General features: G+C 64.9%; 20 protein-coding genes and 2 pseudogenes. 17 read left to right on the top strand and 5 right to left on the bottom strand.

Annotated features, from left to right (window positions below):
- Positions 1-6: 6 nt before the first annotated feature.
- The 12 genes from ACG873_RS27035 to ACG873_RS27090 all read left to right on the top strand — a co-directional run bounded on the left by ACG873_RS27035 (position 7) and on the right by ACG873_RS27090 (position 10,403).
- The gene (locus ACG873_RS27035; RefSeq protein ID WP_394888820.1) at positions 7-837 is read left to right on the top strand and encodes an ABC transporter permease; all 831 of its coding nucleotides are present in this window, start codon (positions 7-9) and stop codon (positions 835-837) included.
- Between the two features lie 37 nt (positions 838-874).
- Positions 875-1,642 carry an ABC transporter ATP-binding protein gene (locus ACG873_RS27040; protein ID WP_394888821.1) on the top strand — a complete coding sequence of 256 codons (768 nt, stop codon included), beginning with the start codon at positions 875-877 and terminating at the stop codon, positions 1,640-1,642.
- A gap of 6 nt (positions 1,643-1,648) precedes the next feature.
- A complete protein-coding gene (locus ACG873_RS27045; RefSeq protein ID WP_394888822.1) occupies positions 1,649-2,404 on the top strand; it encodes an ABC transporter permease in 756 nt (251 codons plus the stop codon).
- A gap of 2 nt (positions 2,405-2,406) precedes the next feature.
- Positions 2,407-3,105, top strand: a complete 699-nt coding sequence (locus ACG873_RS27050; protein ID WP_394893731.1) for a fumarylacetoacetate hydrolase family protein — start codon at positions 2,407-2,409, stop codon at positions 3,103-3,105.
- The gene (locus ACG873_RS27055) at positions 3,098-4,612 is read left to right on the top strand and encodes an acyl--CoA ligase (RefSeq protein WP_394888823.1); all 1,515 of its coding nucleotides are present in this window, start codon (positions 3,098-3,100) and stop codon (positions 4,610-4,612) included. Before ACG873_RS27050 ends, ACG873_RS27055 begins: the two co-directional genes overlap by 8 nt.
- On the top strand, positions 4,612-5,595 hold the full coding sequence (locus tag ACG873_RS27060; protein WP_394893733.1) for a 2-dehydropantoate 2-reductase: 984 nt from the start codon (positions 4,612-4,614) through the stop codon (positions 5,593-5,595). Before ACG873_RS27055 ends, ACG873_RS27060 begins: the two co-directional genes overlap by 1 nt.
- Positions 5,596-5,723: 128 nt before the next feature.
- A complete protein-coding gene (locus tag ACG873_RS27065) occupies positions 5,724-6,512 on the top strand; it encodes a citryl-CoA lyase (protein WP_394888824.1) in 789 nt (262 codons plus the stop codon).
- Positions 6,513-6,744: 232 nt separating this feature from the next.
- The gene (locus ACG873_RS27070; RefSeq protein ID WP_394893734.1) at positions 6,745-7,815 is read left to right on the top strand and encodes a phenylacetate--CoA ligase family protein; all 1,071 of its coding nucleotides are present in this window, start codon (positions 6,745-6,747) and stop codon (positions 7,813-7,815) included.
- 29 nt (positions 7,816-7,844) lie between these two features.
- The gene (locus tag ACG873_RS27075; RefSeq protein ID WP_394888825.1) at positions 7,845-8,426 is read left to right on the top strand and encodes a VOC family protein; all 582 of its coding nucleotides are present in this window, start codon (positions 7,845-7,847) and stop codon (positions 8,424-8,426) included.
- Positions 8,427-8,448: 22 nt separating this feature from the next.
- Positions 8,449-9,141: a glutathione S-transferase family protein gene (locus ACG873_RS27080; protein ID WP_394888826.1), complete on the top strand. Its 693-nt coding sequence runs from the start codon at positions 8,449-8,451 to the stop codon at positions 9,139-9,141.
- A gap of 63 nt (positions 9,142-9,204) precedes the next feature.
- Entirely contained in the window at positions 9,205-9,732 is a 528-nt protein-coding gene (locus ACG873_RS27085; protein WP_394888827.1) for an MbcA/ParS/Xre antitoxin family protein, read from the top strand.
- On the top strand, positions 9,729-10,403 hold the full coding sequence (locus tag ACG873_RS27090) for an RES family NAD+ phosphorylase (protein ID WP_394888828.1): 675 nt from the start codon (positions 9,729-9,731) through the stop codon (positions 10,401-10,403). Before ACG873_RS27085 ends, ACG873_RS27090 begins: the two co-directional genes overlap by 4 nt.
- 6 nt (positions 10,404-10,409) lie before the next feature.
- Here the strand turns inward: ACG873_RS27090 and ACG873_RS27095 are convergent.
- A pseudogene (locus tag ACG873_RS27095) lies at positions 10,410-11,851 on the bottom strand (protein adenylyltransferase SelO).
- A gap of 263 nt (positions 11,852-12,114) precedes the next feature.
- The gene (locus ACG873_RS27100) at positions 12,115-12,660 is read right to left on the bottom strand and encodes a Pycsar system effector family protein (RefSeq protein WP_394888829.1); all 546 of its coding nucleotides are present in this window, start codon (positions 12,658-12,660) and stop codon (positions 12,115-12,117) included.
- A 136-nt stretch (positions 12,661-12,796) separates the two neighbouring features.
- Between ACG873_RS27100 and ACG873_RS27105 the strand changes: the two are divergent.
- Both ACG873_RS27105 and ACG873_RS27110 read left to right on the top strand, forming a co-directional pair.
- A pseudogene (locus tag ACG873_RS27105) lies at positions 12,797-16,454 on the top strand (FecR domain-containing protein).
- Positions 16,454-18,271: a CHASE2 domain-containing protein gene (locus ACG873_RS27110; RefSeq protein ID WP_394888830.1), complete on the top strand. Its 1,818-nt coding sequence runs from the start codon at positions 16,454-16,456 to the stop codon at positions 18,269-18,271. Before ACG873_RS27105 ends, ACG873_RS27110 begins: the two are co-directional and overlap by 1 nt.
- Here the strand turns inward: ACG873_RS27110 and ACG873_RS27115 are convergent.
- Together ACG873_RS27115 and ACG873_RS27120 are read right to left on the bottom strand one after the other, a co-directional pair.
- Complete coding sequence (locus tag ACG873_RS27115) at positions 18,247-18,810, bottom strand: GNAT family N-acetyltransferase (RefSeq protein ID WP_394888831.1); 564 nt, start codon at positions 18,808-18,810, stop codon at positions 18,247-18,249. The two genes, ACG873_RS27110 and ACG873_RS27115, sit on opposite strands and share 25 nt — an antisense overlap.
- Before the next feature lie 99 nt (positions 18,811-18,909).
- A complete protein-coding gene (locus tag ACG873_RS27120; protein ID WP_394888832.1) occupies positions 18,910-19,146 on the bottom strand; it encodes a YdeI/OmpD-associated family protein in 237 nt (78 codons plus the stop codon).
- 111 nt (positions 19,147-19,257) lie between these two features.
- On the opposite strand from ACG873_RS27120, the gene ACG873_RS27125 reads away from it, so the two are divergent.
- Positions 19,258-19,707 carry a DUF2214 family protein gene (locus ACG873_RS27125; RefSeq protein ID WP_394888833.1) on the top strand — a complete coding sequence of 150 codons (450 nt, stop codon included), beginning with the start codon at positions 19,258-19,260 and terminating at the stop codon, positions 19,705-19,707.
- On the opposite strand, the gene nth is transcribed toward ACG873_RS27125, so the two are convergent.
- A complete protein-coding gene (gene nth / locus ACG873_RS27130; RefSeq protein ID WP_394888834.1) occupies positions 19,701-20,480 on the bottom strand; it encodes an endonuclease III in 780 nt (259 codons plus the stop codon). The genes ACG873_RS27125 and nth overlap by 7 nt on opposite strands.
- Before the next feature lie 22 nt (positions 20,481-20,502).
- On the opposite strand from nth, the gene ACG873_RS27135 reads away from it, so the two are divergent.
- A complete protein-coding gene (locus tag ACG873_RS27135; RefSeq protein ID WP_394888835.1) occupies positions 20,503-20,994 on the top strand; it encodes a DUF2244 domain-containing protein in 492 nt (163 codons plus the stop codon).
- 77 nt (positions 20,995-21,071) lie between these two features.
- Positions 21,072-21,956, top strand: coding sequence for a methylated-DNA--[protein]-cysteine S-methyltransferase (locus ACG873_RS27140; protein WP_394888836.1), 885 nt, complete (start codon positions 21,072-21,074; stop codon positions 21,954-21,956).
- The last annotated feature ends 58 nt before the right edge of the window (positions 21,957-22,014 follow it).

The following is a 22,014-nucleotide window of genomic DNA, read 5'->3' on the forward strand; positions in this document are numbered from 1 at the left end:
GGCCTGATGGCAAGCAGCATCAGAACAGAGGGCGAGGCCGTTGGCCTCGCTCCCCCTTCCGGGCGGCGCGGCGAAGCGGCAGGATGGCAAGATCGTCCGATCCTGCTCCGCCTCGTGTCGATCGCGCTTTTTGCAGGCCTGTGGGAGATCGCCGGGCACATCCCCGTCAGCTTCGCTTTTCCGACCTTTTCCGACACGATCATCGCATTCTTCGGGCTGATGGCCGACGGCAGCATGCCGAGCGCTTATCTCTCTACGCTGCAGCCGCTGGTGCTCGGCGTCGTGCTGTCGGCCTTCATTGGCGTCGGGCTCGGCACGCTCTGCGGCTTATGGCGCACCGGCGAATGGCTGGCGATCCCGATCTTCGTCGTGCTGCAGGCGGCGCCGGTCGCGGCCTTCATCCCGATGGTCACCTTCGTCTACGGCATCGGCCTGACCTCCAAGATACTTGCCGTGATGATCCTGGCGCTGCCGGTAATCGTGCTCAACACCTACAAGGCAGTGCGCAACGTCAACGAGTCGCTGCTCGTCATGTGCCGTTCGTTCCTGGGCACACGCTGGCAGACGGTCGCCAAGATCATCCTTCCCGACGCCAGCCCGGTGATCTTCGCCGGCCTGCGCCTCGGCGTGGCGGCCGGCTTCGTCGGCGTCGTGCTCGCCGAGCTGCTGATCACGCCGACCGGAATCGGCGATCTCATCACTTTCCACCGCTCGCGCGCCGATTACGCCGAGATGTATGCAACAATCGGCTCGATCATCGCGCTTTCGACCCTCACGCTGGTTTTCCTGCAGTGGGTGGAAGTCCGCATTTTCAGGCCCGAGAAGAGAGGAGCCTGACATGCGCAGCGCTGTCTTGCGAAAGGAACCATCGTCTATGCCGGCGCCAGTCGACTCGATCGTGGAGGTCAGGGGTATCTCCAAGACCTACGGGGATGTCGAGGCGCTGCGCGGCGTCGATCTCGACTTTCCCCGCGGCAAGCTGACCAGCCTTCTCGGGCCGAGCGGCTGCGGAAAAACGACGCTGCTGAAGATCATCGCCGGCCTCATCGAAGCCAATTCCGGGAAGGTCACGGTCAATGGCAAGCCGGTCAGCGGGCCGGGGCCGGAACGGGCCTTCGTCTTCCAGGATTTTGCCCTGATGCCCTGGGCGACGGTGATGCGCAACGTGGCTTTCGGCCTCGAATTGCGCGGCGCCAACAAGACCGAACGCGAGGACAAGGCGCGCCACTATATCGGCGAAGTCGGCCTTGCCGGTTTCGAGAACAAATACCCCCACGAGCTGTCGGGCGGCATGCGCCAGCGCGTCGGCCTGGCGCGGGCGCTGTCGGTGGATGCAGAGGTGTTGCTCCTCGACGAGCCGTTCTCGGCGGTGGACGAGCAGAACCGGCGGAAGTTCCAGGAGGACCTGATCCGGCTGCGCACCAACCAGAACAAGACCTTCATCTTCGTGACGCACTCGATCGAAGAGGCGGTCTACATTTCCGACCGGATTGTCTTGCTGTCGCCGCGGCCGGGCCGCGTGTCGCAGATCATCGAGCCCGAAATCGACCGCACCGGCGACCCGGAACGCATCCACCGCGACAAGCACTACCTCGATACGGTCGACGAGATCTGGCAGGGGCTTAAGCAATATGTGGAGTGACTTGCCATGACTTTTTACGGCTACCGCGTGCCGATGATGGCGTCGCTCCTCGTCTGGTGCGTCGTCTGGGAGATTGTCGGCCGGCTCGGCATCATGTTCATCCTGCCGCCCTTCAGCGACGTTCTCGCCGCCGCTCTCGAACTCGTGCAGACGCCGTCCTGGCAGAGCGCGACCCTCACCACGCTGCGCGCCTTCGCCATAGGCATGGCGCTGGCGATCGTCGTCGGTATACCGCTCGGCATCCTGATGGGCCGGGTTAGGATCGCCGATGACCTGCTCGGCATGTGGGTCAACATCTTCTCCAGCGCGCCGCTATCGGCGATCGTGCCGGTGCTGATGATCCTGTTCGGCTTCGGCGAGAAGACGATCGTCGCGGCGGTGTTCCTGTTCGCGATCTGGATCATCGTTCTCGATACGAGGGCAGGCGTCCGCCACATCTCGCCGTCGCTGATCGAGATGGCGCGCTCCTATGGCGCGTCGAAACCGGCGCTCTATTCAAAGATCATCCTTTGGGCCGCGTTACCGGAAATCCTTGCCGGCATCCGCCTTGGCCTCATCCGCGGCGTCAAAGGGGTCGTCATCGGCCAGTTGCTCGTCGCCATCGTCGGCTACGGCGCGCTGTTCGAAACCTTCTCTAGAAACTTCCGAATGGCCGAATTTTGGGCCCTCACCATCATCCTTTTTGCCTTCGCCCTGGTGCTCTCCGATCTGATCGAACGGGCCGAAGCCAAAGTCGAATATTACGCAGGAGCAAGACAGTGAACATGCACGGCGCCACTTCGAACTACGTCATCCAGCCGACCGCCATCCCGGCACTGCCGGTTCAGGGAACCGACAAGCTGTTCCCGGTGCACCGGGTCTACTGCGTCGGCCGGAACTACGCCGCGCATGCTGTCGAAATGGGCCACGACCCGAACAAGGAACCGCCCTTCTTCTTCCAGAAGAACCCAGACAACCTCGATACATCAGGCGAATTCCCCTATCCGCCTGCGTCCAACGACGTCCATCACGAAATCGAGATGGTCGTGGCGCTGAAAAGCGGTGGAACCGACATTCCGGTCGAGAAGGCGCTGGATTGCGTTTACGGCTATGGCGTCGCCCTAGACATGACTAGACGCGACCTGCAGGGCAAGGCAAAGGACATGGGCCGCCCCTGGGAGGTCGGCAAGGCGTTCGAGGCGTCAGGGCCATGCACGCCGCTGGTGCCGGCAAGCGCTATCGGCCACCCTACGCAGGGAGCCATCTGGCTGGACGTCAATGGCCAGCGCAAGCAGACTGGCGACCTGAATCAGATGATCTGGAAGGTTCCTGAGATGATCAGTTATCTGTCGGGCCTGTTTACGCTGATGCCGGGCGACATCATTCTTTCGGGAACGCCGGCCGGCGTAGGTGCCGTCAACCGCGGTGATGTGCTGCGCGGCCACGTCGAGGGCGTCGGCGACATCGAGGTCCGCGTTGTCTGAGGCGATTGTCGAGCGGATCGCAGCCGGCGCTGAAGACGCGCCGGCGATTTCCGCGCCCGACCGGGCAACGCTCACCCATGGAGCGCTCCGCCGCCAGATCGCGGATGCCGCGCGGCAGTTGAACGCACACGGCATCGGCCGCGGCGACCGCGTCGCCATAGTCCTGCCGAACGGGCCGGAGATGGCGACGGCCTTCCTCTCGGCCGCGTCGGCGGCTTCGACCGCGCCGCTCAATCCCGCCTACCGCGCCGATGAGCTCGAATTCTACTTAACCGATATCGGCGCAAAGGCGATCCTTGTCGGCGAAGACGAGGCCGGCCCGGCCGTTGCGGTCGCCGAGCGTCTCGGCATCGGCGTTCTGAGGCTTCATGCATTGTCCGATGCGCCCGCCGGCAGCTTCCGGATCGAGGGCAATAATGTCGGCCAGCCGGCAACACCCGCTTTCGCCGAGGCCGACGACATCGCGCTGCTGCTCCACACATCCGGCACGACATCGCGCCCGAAACTGGTGCCGCTGAGCCACCCCAATCTCGCCGCTTCCGCCCGCCATATCGGCGCGACGCTCGGCCTGACCGCGGACGACCGCTGCCTCAACATCATGCCGCTCTTCCACATCCACGGGTTGATCGCGGCAGTGCTGTCGTCGCTCGCCGCCGGCGGCAGCGTCTTCTGCACGCCGGGCTTCAATGCGCTGCGCTTCTTCCAGTGGCTCTCCGAGGCTCGGCCGACCTGGTACACGGCGGTGCCGACCATGCATCAGGCGATCCTGGCGCGCGCCGCGCGCAATCCGGAAGCGCTGCAAGCAGCGACGCTGCGCTTCATCCGGTCATCGTCGGCCTCTCTGCCAGCGCAGGTCATGGCCGAGCTGGAATCGGTGTTCGGCTGCCCGGTGATCAGATCCTACGGCATGACGGAAGCCGCTCATCAGATGGCGTCCAACCGCCTGCCGCCGGGTCTGCGCAAGCCCGGCAGCGTCGGCGCCGCCGCGGGACCGGAGGTCGCGATCATGGCGCCCGACGGCCGGCTGCTGGAGCCGGGGCAAACGGGCGAGATCGTCATTCGCGGACCGAACGTGACCGCCGGCTACGAGAAGAACCCGGAAGCGAACGGCTCGGCCTTCGCCCATGGCTGGTTCCACACCGGCGATCAAGGCGTATTGGACGACGACCGCTACCTGCGCGTCACCGGCCGGCTGAAGGAAATCATCAACCGCGGCGGGGAGAAGATCTCGCCGCTGGAAGTCGACGAGGTGCTGATGGACCATCCGGCCGTCGCTCAGGTCGTCACCTTCGCGATGCCGCACGACAAGCTCGGCGAGGAGGTCGCCGCCGCGATCGTGCTGCGCGAGGGCGTCATCGCCAGCGAGAATGAAATCCGCAGCTTCGCCTCCGGTCGACTCGCCGACTTCAAGGTACCGCGCAAGATCGTCATCCTCGACGAAATCCCGAAAGGCGCCACGGGCAAGTTGCAACGCATCGGGCTTGCGGCGAAACTCGGCCTGGGATGATGCGGATTACTGTCTTCGGCGCCGGCGCGATCGGCGGCTACCTCGCGGCGAAGCTTGGCCTCGCCGGCAGGACCGACCTGTCGATCGTGGCGCGCGGCGCGCATCTGGAAGCGATCCGGTCCGGCGGGCTCCGCCTGATCGAGGATGGCAAGGAAACCGCCGTCCCAGTGCGGGCTGCCGCGCAGGCGGATGAGCTGGGCATCCAGGACTATGTCGTGCTCGCGCTGAAAGCCCACTCGCTCGGACCGGCGCTCGACCAGATCGCGCCGCTTCTGGGCGAGCGGACCGCCGTCGTCACCATGCAGAACGGCGTGCCCTGGTGGTACTTCCACAAGATCGGCGGGCCGCTCGAAGGAAGTCGCATAGCCTCGGTCGACCCCGGCGGAGCAATCTGGGAAAGGCTCGGCCCCGAGCGGGTGATCGGTGCCGTGGTCTATCCGGCAGCCGAAGTGGATGCACCGGGCCTGATCCGCCACGTCGAGGGCAAGCGCTTCTCACTCGGCGAGCCGTCGGGTGAAAAAAGCGACCGTGTCGCACGCCTCGCCGAGGAGTTGATCGCGGCCGGGCTCCAGGCGCCCGTCCGCGACGACATACGCGGCGAGATTTGGGTGAAGCTCTGGGGCAATCTGTCGTTCAATCCGATCTCGGCGCTCACCGGCAGCACGCTTGCCGACATCGTGGCCGACGAGAGCACGCGCACCGTTGCCCGCGCGATGATGCTGGAAGCGCAGGCGATCGGCGAAAGACTGGGTGTCCGCTTCCCGATCGATGTCGACCGGCGCATCAAGGGCGCTGGGGCCGTCGGCGCGCACAAGACCTCAATGCTGCAGGATCGCGAGCGCGGGCGGCCGATGGAGATCGACGCGCTGGTGACGGCGGTGCAGGAGCTTGGGCAACTCACTGGCCAGCCTACGCCGGCGATCGATCTGGTGCTGGCATTGGTGCGCCGCCTCGCCATCGAGCGCGGCTGCTATCCGGCCTAGCGGATTTCCGGTCAAGGACGTCGAAAGCGGCAAGCTCGCGAGCATTCTCGACGGTCGCAGCTGTTGTGCGACTTCCCTCTTTCAGTCTAGCATCCGGACGCCATCAAGGCTCCAGATGGGTGGGATCCATGCAGATCGGCAAAGCGCGCGCGGCCACATCCGACATCTGCATCGCGACGGCGGATGCCGTCGAAGTGCGCGGAAAAGACCTCTGCGGCGATCTCATGGGAAGGCTGAGCTTCACCGCATATTTCTACCTGCTCCTGACCGGGCGCGAGCCGACCGAGGACCAGCGCTATTTTCTCGATCTCCTGCTCGTCGCCATTGCCGAGCACGGCATGATGCCCACCGTCCAGGCGGCGCGGATGACGCTCGCCGCGGACCCGAATGCGCTGCAGGGCGCGCTTGCCGCAGGCATCCTTGGCTGCGGGCCTGTGCTGCTCGGCACCTCCGAGCTCTGCGGCGCGCTGCTGTCCAAGGCCCGCAAGCGGCTGGCCGACGGCGAGGACGCCGACACGGTCGTGCTGGAAATGGCCCGGGAAATCCGTGAAGCGGGCGGCAAGGCGCCGGGCTTCGGCCACCCCGTGCACCGGCCGCTCGATCCGCGCGCCGAACGCATCCTGGAGCTTGCCGGCCAGCGCGGCGTCGCCGGTCCGCATGTCGATCTGGCCCGGCGAATGCGCGAGGCGGTGGCCCAGGTCTGGGGCAAGCCGCTGGTCATGAACGTGTCGATGCCGATCGCCGCGGTGCTCCTCGACCTCGACTTTCCGCCGGCGATGATCAAGGCGATACCGCTGCTCGCACGCGCCGGCGGCATCCTCGCCCATCTCGCCGAAGAGCAGCAGAACCCCATCGGCTTTGTGCTTGCCGGCCAAGCGGAAGCAGCCGTTGCCTACCGCGGCAGGAACGGAACCTGACCATGTTCGATCCGGAGGTGGAGACCCGCCCCTGGCGCGATCAGGCCAGACAGGACGACGTTTTGTACCGCCGCCAGGTCGCATACCTTCTCGCCCGCTCGGCCTTTTACCAAAGCAAGCTGGGAGAGGCCGGCTTCGCCACCGCCGATGAGATCGGCGGTCTGGATCGATCGAGAGACTGCCTTTCACCGAGAAGGACGAGATCAGGGCGTCGTGCAGCGCCGACCATCCGATCGGAACGCATCTTGCGGTGCCGCGGGAAGAGATCGTGCGCATCTTCTCCACCAGCGGCACCACCGGCACGCCCAGCTACATTCCCCTGACGGCGCAGGACCTCGACAACTGGGTCGTGACGTCGGCCCGAAGCTATTCGGCCTCTGGCATCCGCCCGGGCGAAGCAGTCGTCTCGACCTACAATGCCGGACCCTTCGTTGCGGGCGCGGCGCTCGGCGCGTTCGACAGGATAGGAATGACCCACATTCCGGTCGGCACCGGCAATACCGAGCGTCTGATGGCCGCGATCCGCCTCCTGAAGCCGGTGGCGGTGGTGATGACGCCGTCCTACGCGGCCCACCTCGCGGAGTGGGCGGAGGAGCGCGGCTTCGATCTCAAGGGCTCCAGCGTGAAGCGCGTACTGGTCGCCGGCGAGCCCGGCGGCGGCGAGCCGGCATTGCGGGCGCATCTAGAACAGGCCTGGGGCGCCAGAGTGACGGAGGCGATGGGCATCGGCGACATCGGCGTCTCGCTGTGGGGCGAGTGCGAGGAGCAATGCGGCATGCATCTTGGCGGCCGCGGTTTCGTCCACCCCGAACTGATCGATCCCGAAACCGGCGCATCCATCCCGATGGAAGACGGCGCGCGCGGCGAACTCGTCCTGACCCATCTCAGCCATCAGGCGGCGCCGCTGCTGCGCTTCCGCACCCGCGACCATGTCCAGGTCTGGACCTCGCCCTGCCGGTGCGGGCGCACCGCGCCGCGGATCCGCTGCGTCGGACGGACCGACGACATGCTTCTCGTGCGCGGCGTCAACGTCTTTCCCTCGGCCATCCGCGAAATCGTCAACCAGTTCATGCCCGATGTGACCGGCATGATCCTGGTCAAGCCGCGGGATCCGGGCGTGCGGCAGGAACCGCCTTTGCCGGTGGTGGTCGAACTGGCGAAGGATTATGCTGGCGGTCCGGAACTTGCCGCCCGGATCCAGAAGCGCATCCGCGACGTGCTCGTCTTTGCGGCGCGGGTCGATCTGGCGCCGTGGGGCACGCTCCAGCGCAGCGAATACAAGTCGAAGCTGGTGCAGCGCTAACCGCGCCGGCCCGTGGGAGGAGGAATACAATGCGAAAACTTCAATCGCAGGGAGTTCATCACATCACGCTGGTCGGGGCCGACAGGCAGACCTCGATCGATTTCTGGGAAGGGGTGCTGGGCATGCCTTTCATCTTCGAGCAGCCCAATCTTGACCGCGCCTCCGAAAGCCATCTCTACTTCGACCCCGGCGACGGACGGCTGATCACGGTGTTCACCAATGACGACCGCAAGCCTGATCCGACACGGACCTCGACCGACATGGGCTGCGTCCACCACATCGCTTTCTCGGTTTCGCGCGTGTCGTTCCTGCAGGCGGTGGAACGGCTCGACGAGCGCAAGATCAAGCACAGCGGCGTCAAGGACCGCGGCTTCATGGATTCCATCTATTTCGAGGACCCGCTCGGCCTTCTGGTCGAGCTCGCCTCCTACCGTTTCGAGCCGCCGCACGGCTTCGCCCATGCAGACGTCCTGATGGAAGCGCACAAGATCAGGGTGCAGCGGAACGAATACGCCATCGCCGAAATCCATCTCGCCGATGCGATAGAGGCGCTGACGGCGCGCTCCCGGCCGACGCTGTCGCCGGACCGCGAACCCAAGAACCCGTATTGAAACCACCAAGGGAGGAGTTGAAATGTCCGAGATCAAGCTCAACGTGATCAAGCCCAGCGTCAACAATCTGACGGTCCGGGTTTTCCTTCGCGCCGCGGGGCTGGAGTTCAGCGAGCACGATGTCTTTGGCCAGACGCGGCAGGCGGAGTTCCTTGCGCGCAATCCGGCGCACCTGACGCCGATGATCGAGGAGACCGGCCTGCCCAGGGGGGCGTTGTGGGAGAGCTGCGCCATCATGCAGTATCTCTGCAACAAGCACGGCCTGGAGGATTTTTATCCCACGGACCCCGCCCGCCGGGCGATGATCGACAGCGCCATGTTCTATTTGGTCGGCACTTTCTATCCCTATCTCGCGCGATCCACCTATCCGCTGCTCGGCTTCCCGCAATATCCGGGTGAAGTCGGCCACAGCGAGGCGGACGTTCCGACCAAGGAAGCCGCCCGCAAGGCCGCCGTCGAGGCTCTTGCCGAGCCGCTCGGTGTGTTTCAGAGCTTCTACATCGGCGATGCGCCCTTCATCGGCGGGAACAAGCCGTCCATCGCCGACATCCGGCTTGCCGCCACGCTCGAGTTCCTGGCCGTCATCGACTATCCGCTGCCGGATTGGGCGAAGAAATACATGGCCAATATCGAGGAAACGCTGGGTACGGCATACAGCGAGCCTGCCGCCGATGTGCGCGGCTACATCGCTTATGTGAGGTCGAAAGCCGCTTAGAAGGAGCCTGCTTGCAAATGTCCGGATTTGGACTATATTCAAATCCGGACAAGGAGAACCTGCATGGCGCGCCTGCTCAAGACCCAAACCGAAATTGTGGAGCCGGGGCCGCAGGTGCTCGACCGGACGCGTTTCGCGCCGGCCAATCGCAGGCGGCTGAGTGCCCCGGCCTTCCGGACTTTCCTCGCCATCGCCGACCTCTGGGGCCTTGGCGAGGAGGAGCGCCGGCTCGTGCTCGGCTACCCGTCGCGGTCCACCTACCATAACTGGGCAAAACTCGCCCGCGAACATGGCGAATTCACCCTCGATGTCGACGTGCTGACACGCATATCGGCCATGCTCGGCATCCATCAGGCGCTCGGCGTGCTTTATGGTTCCGAGAAGGGCGGCGTGGCGTGGCTGCGCGGCCCGCATGGAGCCGCCGTCTTCGGCGGTCGGCCGCCACTCGCGCTGGTGACCTCCGGCTCGCAGGACGGCCTGCTCACCGTACGCCGTTTCCTCGATGCGGCGCGCGGCGGGCTCTACATGGAGCCGAACGCGGCCGACGCCACATTCGAGCCCTACAGGGAAGCGGATATCGTCTTCACGTGACCGAAAAGCTTTCGCCGGCGCCGCAGCCGTCGCACCGGCTGATCCCGTCGCAATTCCCACCTATCGGGCTGTTCGACACCGTGGCCACTGCATCTGACCTGGAGGCGGTGATGGACCTCGCCGGATGGACCAACGACCGGCTTGTGGCCGAGCGCATCGGCCGCCTGCCGGAACATGAATGGGTATTCGGCCGCGCCAATGCCAGCATCGTCATGGCGGCGTTCCTGCACGTCGCGCCGGCCGGCATGCGCTTCAACGGCCCCGAACTCGGCGCATGGTATGCCGCGGCGGAGATCCAAACGGCAATCGCCGAGGTCGGCCATCATCTGCGCCGCGAAGCGATCGCCCGCAATGCACCGGCAATGCAGCGCACCTACCGCGCCTATTCCGCCGGCCTCCAAGGCGATTATGTCGACATTCACAGCCTGCAGGCCGAAAGGCCGGAACTCTACGCGCCGGACAGCTATGCCGCCTCTCAAGCCTTCGGCGAGGCTATCAGGGCTTCCGGCGGCGACGGCATTCTCTACGACAGCGTCAGGCTCAGCGGCGGCGTCAATGTCGCGGCCTACCGGCCAAGCAAAGTGCTCGACGTGACGCAGACCGACCACTTCGAGATTTCTATCTCCGCAGCCGAGCGCCGGATCGAAGCGCGTAAATTGAAAGCGGCGTAGCGGCGGCTACGGCTGAGCCGGCCGGTTGCCGAGCGCCTCTCCCATCTCGCGGACGGCAGCAATCTTCGCTTCGAATACGGACCAGTCGTCGCTTGCGGCGATCGGATCCCACAGCGCCTCGACCTCGTCGATCAAAATGGTGCATGGCCGCTGACGCGAAAAATAGCGATGCTTGAGAGCGTCCCCGTTCGCAGGCTCCAGGGCGGCAAAGGCGGCGCGGACCGGAGCGAAAGCTTCCATTGCATAGAATTCGGCGGATGGGCCGGCCTCGGCCCGGGCGCTGCTCGCCAGCCCGCCATACCAGTCGAAAAAGGCCCGTTCGAAGGGCGCCTTGCTTGCATGCAGGAACTGCCACCAGGCCTGCGCCAGGGCGGCGGCGTTCTCTTCCGAAGCCGGAGCGAGCCCGAGCCGGCGAAGCAGGTTTTTCGAGAACTCGGCCTGGAACATCCTGCCGAAGCCGCCAAGCACCCTTTCCAGTTCACTTTGTTGCGCGAGCGGCAAAAGCACTCGGCAAGCCGCGTCATGTTCCAGAGCAGCGTGTCGGGCTGCCGTCCATAGGCGTAGAGGCCCTGATGGTCGAAATAGGCGGCGGTAAACCCCGGCTCCAGCACCGGCAGGAAGCGCCATGGGCCGTAGTCGAAGCTTTCGCCGGTGATGTTGATGTTGTCGGTGTTGAGCACGCCGTGCACGAAGCCTGCGACCATCCATTCGGCGCCCGTCCGCGCCACCAGCCTGCCGACATTCTCGACGAAGGCGACGGCCCGGCCGGCAAGATCGTCGCGCCAGATCTCCGGCATGTAGGTGCTGATCGAATAGTCGAGCAGTTTTGCGATATCGTCCTTGCGGTCGAAATAGAGCAGGCGCTGGAAACTGCCGATGCGGATATGCGAATGGCTGAGCCTGACCAGCACCGAAGACCGCGTCGGCGAAGGCTCGTCGCCGCGCATCAGTTCCTCGCCGGTCTCTATCAGGCTGAAGGTCTTCGAAGTGTTGACGCCGAGTGCTTCCAGCATCTCGGTGGCCAATATCTCCCGTACGCCGCCTTTCAGCGTCAGCCTGCCGTCGGCGGTTCGCGACCAGGGCGTGCGGCCGCTGCCCTTGGTGCCGAGATCGAGCAACCGGCCGTCCACCCGATCATGCAGTTGCGCGAACAGGAAGCCGCGACCGTCGCCGATCTCGGGATTGTAAACGCGGAACTGATGGCCGTGATAGCGCAGCGACAGCGGCTGCCGGTAGGTGCCGGGCAACGGCCGGAAGCGGCCGAAATGGTCGATCCACTCATCCTCGCCGAGTTCCCCAAGCCCGACGCGTTCGGCCCAGCGCTGGTTGCGCCATCTGAGCACATGCTTGGGGAATGAGGCGGGGGCGACAACGTCGTAGAATTCGTCGCCAAGCGCCGCATGGCTGGTCGAGGGCCGATAGCCGGCCGGCAGGTTCTGGCTATCCATCGGGCCTCCGCTCTTCCAGTCAGACCTAAGCCAGGCAGCCGCTATGTCAACCGTGACGGCGGGTGGACCAGGGCCCGCGGACATCCAGGATCAATGCCGATTTACCGGCCGTTCACCAATCGGAGGCGATGTTGCCGCGTCGCTCAGTATCTGCGTACGCGACAGCACCGACGGTCCCGGCCCTGGCTTTCCCCAGGCCGGGACCGTTTGCTGTCGGAGACCGCCTGAGAATTCGTTCCGGCGAGGCAGATGGCGTGGGCTTCTTAGCTGACCGCCAGAAGCAGCAGCAGATAGGAAAGCACCATGACGATCAGCGAGCGGAAGGCCATCGTCACGTAGCGGTATTTGACCCTGGCGATCAGCGACAGGCTGTCGATGTTGGCCAGATATTCCTGGAAGATGAAATCCGGGTCGTTACGGCAGCCGGCTTCGAGCACCATCGCCCGATGCGCCTCCCAACCGCCCCAGAACAGCGAGGTTGATCCCACACCCCGTCTCGGCAGCACCACAAGGATGGCCGCAACCAGCGCGCACGATGCTGCAAGCGCCATGCCCCCCGAAAATATCACCAGAGGAAATTCGGCATCGACGTAGCGCTGCCATTTGAACGCCGCCCGGCCTTCCGAGGAGGTTATCAGGAACGCCAGCATGAAGGTGAAGATGTAGGCGGCCTTCTGGTCGGCGATCTTGATCTGGTCGTAAAAGACATCGTTTATTTTTTTAAGATGATCGACATAGTCTTTGCCGATCGGCAATGCCTTCACTTCGGCGCCTAAAACGGCGCTCTTCGTCTTTTCCATCACGCCCATGATCTTTTGCCTGCTTCCCGCCCCTGTGTCTTGCCTGCAACGTTTGCCGCATTACACGGATTGCTGCAACGGAATGTTTGACAGTTTCATCGCAGTATCGTCATAAACGCCGTTCCAGGCGGGGGCTCAGGACTGCATGCGGGGGACTATTCGTGTTTCGCTGGCGTTGGCGACGTTCGCCTGCGCGCAGCAGGCGGCGGCCGATCCTGTGCCGCGCACTTTGCCGGCTGCGGGGTCTGTCATCGCCCGCAAGAGCGGCGAAGAGGTGCGCTTCATCGACGTGTCGTCGTGGCAGGCCGTCGACCTCAGGCAGGACGTGGTCCCCGGCGATTACCTGCGCACCAACGCCAATGGCAGCCTGGCCGTGCTGTTTTCCGACCGCACGCAGATGCGGCTTGGCCGCAACACCACGCTTCTGGTCAAGGCGATAGGCGCGGCCGCGGACACCCGTTTCGCGCTGGAATCCGGCTCGATCTGGGCGCGCGCCGAACGCGGCGGCGAAGGCCTGACCATCGAAACGCCCGCCGCCGCCGCCGCCATCCGCGGCACGGACTGGACGATGACCGTCGACGGCAATGGCAGGACATCCCTGACCGTGCTCGAAGGCACGGTCGAACTCGCCAACGAATTCGGCTCGGTCAGCGTCGCCCAAGGCGAGGCGGCTGCCGCCAGCATCGGCTCGGCGCCGACGAAGGTGGTCATCGTCGATTCGGACGATCGCGAGCAGATGCTGTTTTATCTGTCGCTGCGCGACCTCGTTCGGCTGGATGCCCGTGTCATCGCTGTCGAGCCCCGACATGCGGGCGGAGCGGGCGCGCATCGGCGCGAAGCCGGAGCAGGCGCGCAGCGCGGAAGAGTGGCTGACGCTCGCCGAAGTCTCGATGAGTTATGACGGCGAGACGGCCGCACTCAAGGCGGCAGCGCAGGCTCGGGCCTTCCGCCTCACGGCCGTCCAGAAGGCGCGGCTTGACCTGATCGACGCGCTCGCCGCCGGAGCGGCGCAGGAGTACGCGCAAGCGGCGCTGCTTTTCCAGCGCGCGGCGCCCCGCCTCGATGCACAACGCCGGGCAATCGCGCTTTATGGTGCCTATTTCGCACGGTCGCTCGCCAACCCGGATCATGTCGAGCAGCCGCCCGTCGTGCATGGCGGCGGCCCCTACGCCGCGCTCGTCGAGGCGTGGACCGCTGGCTTCCTGAAGGACATCCCGGCGGCGATCGAGATCATCAGGCGAGCCGAAACCCGGTACCCGGACGACCCGTCGCTGCCCGGTTACAGAGCCCTGCTCGCCGTCCTCGTTGATGATCGCGCGCAGGTGAAGGAAGCGATTGCACGCGCTCTGGCGCTCGATCCCGACGATCCGATCGCGCTCGAGGCGCGCGTCAAGTACAAGGCCGGCATCGAGGGCGACATCGAAGGCGCGATGGTGGACGCGATGCGTGCCTCTGAAATCGCACCCGGTTCCCCTAGGATCCTGAATGCGATCGGAAATCTGCAGAGCACGCGCGGCGGCGAGCGCGAGGCGGAGGCCGCCTACCTGCGCTCCATTGATCTCGCCCCGAACGATCCTGTGGCCCACGCCAATCTTGCGATCCTCTATCTCGACCAGGGCCGGGTGAAGGAAGCCAAGCCGCTGATCGACAAGGCGATGGCCGCCGACCCCTCATTCGATCTCTTGCTGGTCGCGCGCGGGCGCTATTATCTGCAGACCGGCGAACTGGACAAGGCGCGCGACGACCTGCTTGCCGGTACGACCGCCAATCCGGCCTATTCTAACGGGCTGCTGCTGCTTGCCGTTGCTTACTACGAGGCCGGCGAGCGCGCGCCCGCCGAACAGGCGATCGAGAACGCGGACCGCCTTGATCCGAACGATCCGGTGATTTCATCCGTCCGCACGACACTCGCAATCGACGAGTACGAGGCCGACAAGGCGATCACCTACGCTCAGGAGGCGTTGCGGCGCACCCGCGCACGCGGTAGCGACTACGCGGCGCTCAGTGCCAACAAGGATGCGGGTTCGACCCTGAACGATGCATTCCGCCTACAAGGCCTGGACGCCTGGGGGCGCTACTATGCACAGGCGGTGTTTGATCCCTTCGCCGGCGCGGGTTACGTCGATCAAGCGCTTGCCGGCAGCGTCAACCCCTTCGCCAACAATCTGCGCTTTGGCGATGTCCCAACTGAACCCGGCACCAACACCACGAGCTTTTCGTCGCTCTTCCAGGGGCTGATGCTCGATCCGCAGATGCTCGCCAGCCGTTCGCGCACCGCCAACCTGCTTCGACGGCCCTTTGTCGAAACCTCCGTCGGCGGGGGTTTTGTGGCGGATGATGGCGATCCGGGCTGGAACAGCGAAATCGAGGTCCAAGGGTATCAGACAGCCCCGATTCCGTGGAGCTTCTACGGTAGGATAGCTGGTCTCGAAACTGATACGAGACGCGGTGACGATCCGATTGCCGGCCAGTTCGACCTGGAGGACAAGTCGATTACGGGCATCGGCTACGTAGCCATGAAGCCGACGCCCAATGACAGCGTGGTGGCCTATGCCAACGTGACCGATTTCGAGTTCGGGCTGGACGCAATCGTGCCCACAGACTTGGTTCCGTTTTTGGGCGACACTCTTGTCGGGGCCGGCGACACTCGAACAAGCAATGCTGGTGCCGCGTGGAGCCATACTTTTGGGTACCACAATGTCGCTAGCGCTGCGGTTTTCACCACCGCGATCCATGACGACAGCGTCAACGATCAGCCGATCGAAATAGACGAATTTCCCTTGGTCCTCAGGACTGCGGCCGAATTGGAGCAGCAGTCGTATATTGGGGCAATCAGCCACGCTTACGAGGCCGGCGATTTCACTTTCCGGTACGGTGGCGAAGGCGGAATGCTGGACATTTCAAGCGATGAAACGCTGACTCTCGTTTCCCCCTTTATTTCAGATACGATCGTTTCTGAAACGTCCACATCCGTCGATGTCGCTATCGGGCGCGCTTATTTTGACGCCGTCTACGAGTTCAATCCCAATCTCAAAGTGGAGGGGGCCATTTTTGGCACTTACCTCGATGGAGGCACAATCGACGAACAGCGCTTCGAGCCACGTCTCGGCGTGGCGTGGACACCGTTCGAAGGTCATTATCTGCGTGCCGGCTTCCTACGCGAAGGTTCGTTTATAACCTCCGCCACGCTTGCTCCGGTCGGCATACTCGGCCTGCAATCAAACCAGAGTTCGCTCGCTACGGACGGCTTTTCCGACACCTTCGCGGCGCGCTGGGACGCCGAATGGAACAGCCGCCTGTTTACTGCGCTCGACTATCAGCATCAGGAATTCGAGAAACTGTCGATCGGCGTCCCCGCATCAGCCACCACGATCGACCTCTCCGATGGACGTCTGGACCGCGTCAGCGTCACGGCAAATGTCTGGATCGGCGGTGGTTTCGGCGCATTCGCGACCTTTGCCTACGCCGATTCCGAAAACGAGGATCCCGACAGCTCCGGCTTTGGCGGTCCGCTGCCCTTCGTTCCCGAAACTTCAACGCGGCTGGGCCTGACATGGGTCCACCCGTCCAATCTCAAAGTCACGCTCGCCGGCACCTACGTCGGCTCACGCACCGGCGACCAAACGGGAACTGAACTGGAACCTTATTGGTCGACGGACGCGTTCCTGACCTGGGAGCCTTTCGACAAGCGATTCGCGCTCGACATCGCCGCTTACAACCTGTTCGATGAAGACTTCGAAGTCGCTACCAGCACACCCGGCTGGGGACGCAGCATCGTCGGGACGCTGAAGGTCCGCTTCTGATGTTTTCCGGCGGTCCGTGGTGGAAGGGCCTTGGCGCTTCCGAGCCCGGCTCGCCGCGCCGTAACGGCGTTCTGGCGATCGCGCTCGCTGCCGCGCTGCTCGCCGCCGGGCTGTCCTTCCTCACGCCATGGCGGCTCGTCGAGGCGCGCGCCTTCGATTACCTCTCGACGATCGCGCCGCCGGCGCGGCCGGTCGACGGGCCGGTCGTCGTCGCCATCGACGAGCCTTCGCTCGCCGAAATCGGCCTGCAATGGCCGTGGCCGCGCGACCTGCACGCAAGGCTGATAGAGGCGCTGCGCCGCGCCGGGGCCAAGGCGATCGGCGTCGACATCATCTTCGCCGAACCCTCCATTCCCGCCGCCGACGAGGCGCTGGCGGCAGCGCTCGGACCGGATGTGGTGCTGGCCGGCGACGAGACCTTCATCGAGACCGAGCAGGCGGCGCAGCATGTTCGGGTGGAGCCACTGGCCATGTTCACCGCGACAGGCGCTGCAACCGGCATCGCCTCGATCTCGCCCGACGGCGACGGCATATTGCGGCGCGTGCCGGGTTACCGCGATGGCTTCGCGGCGCAACTCGCCGAGGCGGCGGGCCGCCCTGCCACGGTTCCAGATGGCGCGCTTATCCAGACGTTCGGGCCTTCGCGCACCTACCCGACCGTCTCCTACTACCAGGCGCTCGATCCGGACAATTTCCTGCCCGAAAACTATTTCCGCGACCGCGTCGTCATGGTCGGGCTCAGCCTGCAGAACGCGCCGACGCTTTCCGAAGCCGGGGCCGACGTGCATGCGACGCCCTTCACCATCCGCACCGGCAGGCTGGTCGCAGGCGTCGAGATCCAGGCGACGGTCTTCGACAATCTCGCCGGGCGGCTGTCCATCGGCCGCGCCGCCACCGCGACGGCGATGCTGTCCGTCGTGCTCGGCGCATTGGCCGGCGCTCTGCTGGTGTGGCGGCAGACAGGATGGCGGACGCTCGCGGGCTTCATCATCGCGACGGCCGCGCTGCTGGCCGGCAGCTATCTGCTTCTGCGCTTCGGCCGCGTCTTCGTCCCGCCGCTGGCGCCGGTTTTAGCGACGGGGCTGGTGGCGAGCGCCCAGAGCGCGCGCGATTTCGCCGCCGAGCGCAGGATGCGCCAGGGCATCACCCGCGCCTTCTCGCAATATCTGTCGCCCGCCCTGGTCGAGCGGCTGGCGCGCGATCCGTCACAGCTTCGCCTAGGCGGCGAGGTCCGGGCGCTGACCATCCTGTTTTGCGACATCCGCGGCTTCACCACCATCGCGGAAGGCATGAAGGGCGATCCGGAGCGGCTGACCACGCTGATCAACCGGCTCCTGACGCCGCTTTCGGAGGTGGTCATGGCGCATAGTGGCACCATCGACAAATATATCGGCGACTGCCTGATGGCGTTCTGGAACGCGCCGCTCGACGATCCCGACCATGCCACCCACGCGGTGGAGGCCGCACTTGGCATGATGCTGGCGCTCGAAGACTTGAACGGGGAACTGCGGGCCGAAGCCGAGGCGCGCGGCGAGACGCCGATTTCGCTGCGCATCGGCATCGGCATCAACACCGGCCATTGCGTGGTCGGCAATGTCGGCTCCGAGCGGCGGTTCGACTATTCGGCGCTCGGCGACGCGGTCAATCTGGCGTCGCGGCTGGAAGGCGCATCGAAGGATCTCGGCGTGCCGCTGGTCATCGGGCAGGCGACCGCCGAGCAGGTTTCGGAGCGCATCCCGCTCCGGAAACTCAAGGAGATCACCGTGAAAGGCCGCGCCGAGCCCGTTCTGGTCTATGCGCCGACGGCGCTGGACTGACGTTCAGCAACGCGTTCGAACATGATCGTCGGCTTGTCGTGATAGGTTGTCCGCGCGATTTTGCGATAGCCGCATTTCTGCGCGACATTGATCGAGCCGGCATTGTCGGGATCGATGATGCAGACGGTTTTCGCGCCGCCGAAGCGGCTGTCGCTCCACGCGGCCGCTGCGCCGACGATCTCGGTGGCGAAGCCCTGGCCATGCGCGGCAGCGATCAGCCCCCAGCCGGCCTCCGCTCTTCCCTCGAGTGATGGCTGGATGTCCCGCTTCAGGTCGTGGAACCCCGCTTCGCCGATGAAGCGCCCGGTTGCCTTTTCCTCGACCGCCCAGAAGCCGTAGCCGATCATCGCCCACATACCGGGATGGCGCAGGAAGCGCAGCCAACTCTCCTCGCGTGTCCGCGGCTTCCCCCCGGCTATAAAGCGCGTGACTGCGGGATCGGCCCACATGGCGGCATAGTCCTCGAAATCGTCGAGCCGGTGCGCGCGCAATATGGTGCGCGCCGTTTCGATGACGGGAATGTCGATGGCGACAGGCATTGGCTTCTCCGCATGCAGGTTCCTGCACGCTACTCCTTCCGATGCGCGCCGGATGATGCCAGCGGCCCGTTCTGTTTCCTCCAGCAATTCCGGTGGAAGTCAGCGGCCGTCGCCGCGCCATGCCATCCTCATATAGACATCGCCGCGCTCGAGCTCGTCCAGCATCTGGTCGAGCCGCTTGCGGCGGGTCTCCTCGCGCTTGGCCCGCGCGATCCAGCCGAGATAGTCGTTGCGCTGGTAGTCGGGACGCGCCTCATAGGCGGGAATCAAACCGCGCGCCTGAAGCTCCTCGCGGATGTGGTCCGGCATTGGGTTGATGTCGCGCGTGAGTGCCATTCCCGGAACTTAGTTTGATGCCGCCGACGATCAAGCCGGCCAACCGGCGGTTGCCAAAGCCGGATTTACGAGGCCTATTCCCCGGCGATTCCAACACTGCGGAGAATACGCATGGCGACCGATCTCGTTCTGGCGATATTCCATCATTTCCTGGCCTTCCTGCTTGCTTCCGTGCTCGCCACCGAATGGGCGCTGGTCCGCCCCGGGCTCGGCGGACGCAATCTGGCGCTGCTCGGACGCCTCGACGCCGCCTATGGCGGGATCGCCGGGACGCTGATCGCGATTGGGGTCCTGCGCGTCTTCTTTGGCCTGAAGGGCTGGGAATATTATGTCTACAACACGATGTTCTGGGCCAAGATGGCGTCGCTCGCCGCCGTCGGCATGCTTTCGATGGGGCCTACAGCGCGCATCGTCAGATGGCGCAAGGCGGCATCCGACCCGGCCTATGTCGTGCCCGACGCCGAGATCGAGACGGCGCGTTCCTACATCAAGGTGCAGATCATCGGTTTCGCGCTGATCCTCACCTTCGCCGCCACCATGGCCCGCGGCGTATTCTACTGAGCCTCGGCCAGTTCGACCGGTTCGAGCGGCTTCAGTTCGACCAGCGGCGCGGGCACGCTGTTGGTCTTTTCCGGCGCCTTGCACAGATCGGCGATGACGCAGACCTCGCAGTCCGGCTTGCGCGCCTTGCAGACGTAGCGGCCGTGCAGGATCAGCCAGTGATGGGCGTGGCGCATATATTCGTCGGGGATGATCGCCACCAGTCCGGCCTCCACCTCCTCCGGCGTCCTGCCGGGGGCCAGGCCTAGCCGATTGCCTATGCGGAAAATATGCGTGTCGACCGCCATGGTCGGCTGGCCGAAGGCCATGTTGAGCACGACATTGGCGGTCTTCCGTCCCACGCCCGGCAGCTTCACCAGAAGGTCGCGATCGCCGGGCACCTCGCCGCCAAAGTCGCGGATCAGCGCCTCGGACAGCGCGATCACGTTTTTCGCCTTGTTGCGCCACAGGCCGATGGTGCGGATATAGTCGCCGACCCGCTCCTCCCCCAGTTCCAGCATCTTTTGTGGCGTGTCGGCGACGGCAAACAGAGCCCGCGTCGCCTTGTTGACGCCGACATCGGTGGCCTGCGCCGACAGCACCACGGCAACCAGAAGAGTGAAGGGGTTGATATGCTCCAGTTCGCCCTTCGGCTCCGGCCGCTGAATTGAAAAGCGGCGGAAAATCTCGCGCACTTCGGCCGGTGTATAGCGCGCCCGCGCACGGAAGCTGCGCGGGCGCGGCTTGGCTTTGGCAGCGGCGGCCGGCTCGTTTTTGGCCTTGGGCTTTTTCATGCGACCTCTATATTCTGTCGGCATGAGCGAGACAAACGCCGCCTCTCCCGACGAGCCGTTTTTCAGGGCGTTGCTGACGCCGCACCGCTCGCTCGGCCGCACCGGCTTCATGGTGCTGATGGGCGCGCTGATATTCGGCTGGCTCGCCACGGGCGCTGTCTTCCTAAGCCAGGGCGCATGGCCGGTTTTCGGCTTCTTCGGGCTAGACGTGCTCCTCATCTATGTAGCCTTCCGGCTGAACTATCGGGCCGCGCGGGCTCGCGAAGAGGTGTCGCTGTCACGCACCAGCCTCGACATCCGCAAGACCGCGCCTTCCGGCCGGGCCGAGGCGCATCATTTCAACCCGTTCTGGGCAAACCTTTCCGTGGCCCGGCACGAAGAGATCGGCATCACCAAAATGGCCGTCGAAGGTCAGGGTCGCGCCGTGCCGATCGGCGACTTCCTCAACCCCGACGACCGCGAGAGCTTCGCGGCCGCGTTTTCACGGGCGCTGGCCAGGGCGAAAACGGGCTGAGAAATCATGTCTGGACGCATGAATCGGGTGGAGAAACGCCTTCCAAACCACGATATTCGCGTTCAAGGAGATTTGCCATGAACGCACAGACCGCAATCCTGCAAAAGGACATCACGCCCCAGGGCGGCGACTACGAGACCGTCCGCCGCGTGATCGAGAAGATCAGCCTCGACTACCGCGACCAGCCCTCGCTCGAGACGCTGGCCGCCGAGGTCGGAGAGACACCGACGAACCTGCAGAAGCTTTTCACTCGCTGGGCCGGGCTTTCGCCCAAGGGCTTCCTGCAGGCGGTGACGCTCGACCATGCAAGAAAGCTGCTCGATAGCGGCATGCCGCTGCTCGAAACCTCGTTCGAAGTCGGCATGTCGGGCCCGGGCCGGCTGCACGACCTCTTCGTCACCCACGAAGCGATGTCGCCCGGCGACTACAAGACCCGCGGCGCCGGGCTCACCATCCGCTACGGCTATCACATCTCGCCCTTCGGCATTGCCTTGATCATGGTCACCGACCGTGGGCTCGCCGGCCTATCCTTCAACGATGCCGGCGGCGAGCGGGCGGCCTTCGCCGACATGTCGAGCCGCTGGCCGAATGCGAACTATATCGAGGACATGGCGGCGACCGCCCCTTACGCGGCGCGCATCTTCGACCCGGCCAGATGGCGCTCGGAGCAGCCGCTGCGCGTCGTCATGATCGGCACGGATTTCCAGCTCCGCGTCTGGGAGGCGTTGCTGAAGATCCCGATGGGCAAGGCGCGCAGCTATTCGTCGATCGCCGCCGAGATCGGCGCGCCGCAGGCGAGCCGCGCGGTGGGCGCTGCGATCGGGGCGAACCCGCTCTCCTTCGTGGTTCCATGTCATCGGGCGCTGGGGAAATCCGGCCAGCTGACCGGCTATCACTGGGGCCTCACCCGCAAGCGAGCGATCCTCGGCTGGGAAGCCGGCCAGGTCTGCGCGCGCGCTTGATTACGACACTGCCGGCGATCATTTTCGCCGGCAGCGTCTTTCCATAGGCCGGCGAAAT

Origin of the sequence: Allomesorhizobium aridi, assembly GCF_043769475.1 — a bacterium.
GTDB lineage: Bacteria > Pseudomonadota > Alphaproteobacteria > Rhizobiales > Rhizobiaceae > Allomesorhizobium.

What these genes read in the sequence shown, in the direction of transcription:
- ACG873_RS27040 (WP_394888821.1), top strand. Translation starts at nt 875, where the DNA reads ATGCCGGCGCCAGTCGACTCGATCGTGGAGGTCAGGGGTATCTCCAAG.
- ACG873_RS27100 (WP_394888829.1), bottom strand. Translation starts at nt 12,660, where the DNA reads ATGGGCGTGATGGAAAAGACGAAGAGCGCCGTTTTAGGCGCCGAAGTG.
- nth (WP_394888834.1), bottom strand. Translation starts at nt 20,480, where the DNA reads ATGAAAAAGCCCAAGGCCAAAAACGAGCCGGCCGCCGCTGCCAAAGCC.
- ACG873_RS27110 (WP_394888830.1), top strand. Translation starts at nt 16,454, where the DNA reads ATGTTTTCCGGCGGTCCGTGGTGGAAGGGCCTTGGCGCTTCCGAGCCC.
- ACG873_RS27060 (WP_394893733.1), top strand. Translation starts at nt 4,612, where the DNA reads ATGCGGATTACTGTCTTCGGCGCCGGCGCGATCGGCGGCTACCTCGCG.
- ACG873_RS27035 (WP_394888820.1), top strand. Translation starts at nt 7, where the DNA reads ATGGCAAGCAGCATCAGAACAGAGGGCGAGGCCGTTGGCCTCGCTCCC.
- ACG873_RS27050 (WP_394893731.1), top strand. Translation starts at nt 2,407, where the DNA reads ATGCACGGCGCCACTTCGAACTACGTCATCCAGCCGACCGCCATCCCG.
- ACG873_RS27120 (WP_394888832.1), bottom strand. Translation starts at nt 19,146, where the DNA reads ATGGCACTCACGCGCGACATCAACCCAATGCCGGACCACATCCGCGAG.
- ACG873_RS27135 (WP_394888835.1), top strand. Translation starts at nt 20,503, where the DNA reads ATGAGCGAGACAAACGCCGCCTCTCCCGACGAGCCGTTTTTCAGGGCG.
- ACG873_RS27085 (WP_394888827.1), top strand. Translation starts at nt 9,205, where the DNA reads ATGGCGCGCCTGCTCAAGACCCAAACCGAAATTGTGGAGCCGGGGCCG.
- ACG873_RS27045 (WP_394888822.1), top strand. Translation starts at nt 1,649, where the DNA reads ATGACTTTTTACGGCTACCGCGTGCCGATGATGGCGTCGCTCCTCGTC.
- ACG873_RS27140 (WP_394888836.1), top strand. Translation starts at nt 21,072, where the DNA reads ATGAACGCACAGACCGCAATCCTGCAAAAGGACATCACGCCCCAGGGC.
- ACG873_RS27115 (WP_394888831.1), bottom strand. Translation starts at nt 18,810, where the DNA reads ATGCCTGTCGCCATCGACATTCCCGTCATCGAAACGGCGCGCACCATA.
- ACG873_RS27125 (WP_394888833.1), top strand. Translation starts at nt 19,258, where the DNA reads ATGGCGACCGATCTCGTTCTGGCGATATTCCATCATTTCCTGGCCTTC.
- ACG873_RS27075 (WP_394888825.1), top strand. Translation starts at nt 7,845, where the DNA reads ATGCGAAAACTTCAATCGCAGGGAGTTCATCACATCACGCTGGTCGGG.
- ACG873_RS27080 (WP_394888826.1), top strand. Translation starts at nt 8,449, where the DNA reads ATGTCCGAGATCAAGCTCAACGTGATCAAGCCCAGCGTCAACAATCTG.
- ACG873_RS27065 (WP_394888824.1), top strand. Translation starts at nt 5,724, where the DNA reads ATGCAGATCGGCAAAGCGCGCGCGGCCACATCCGACATCTGCATCGCG.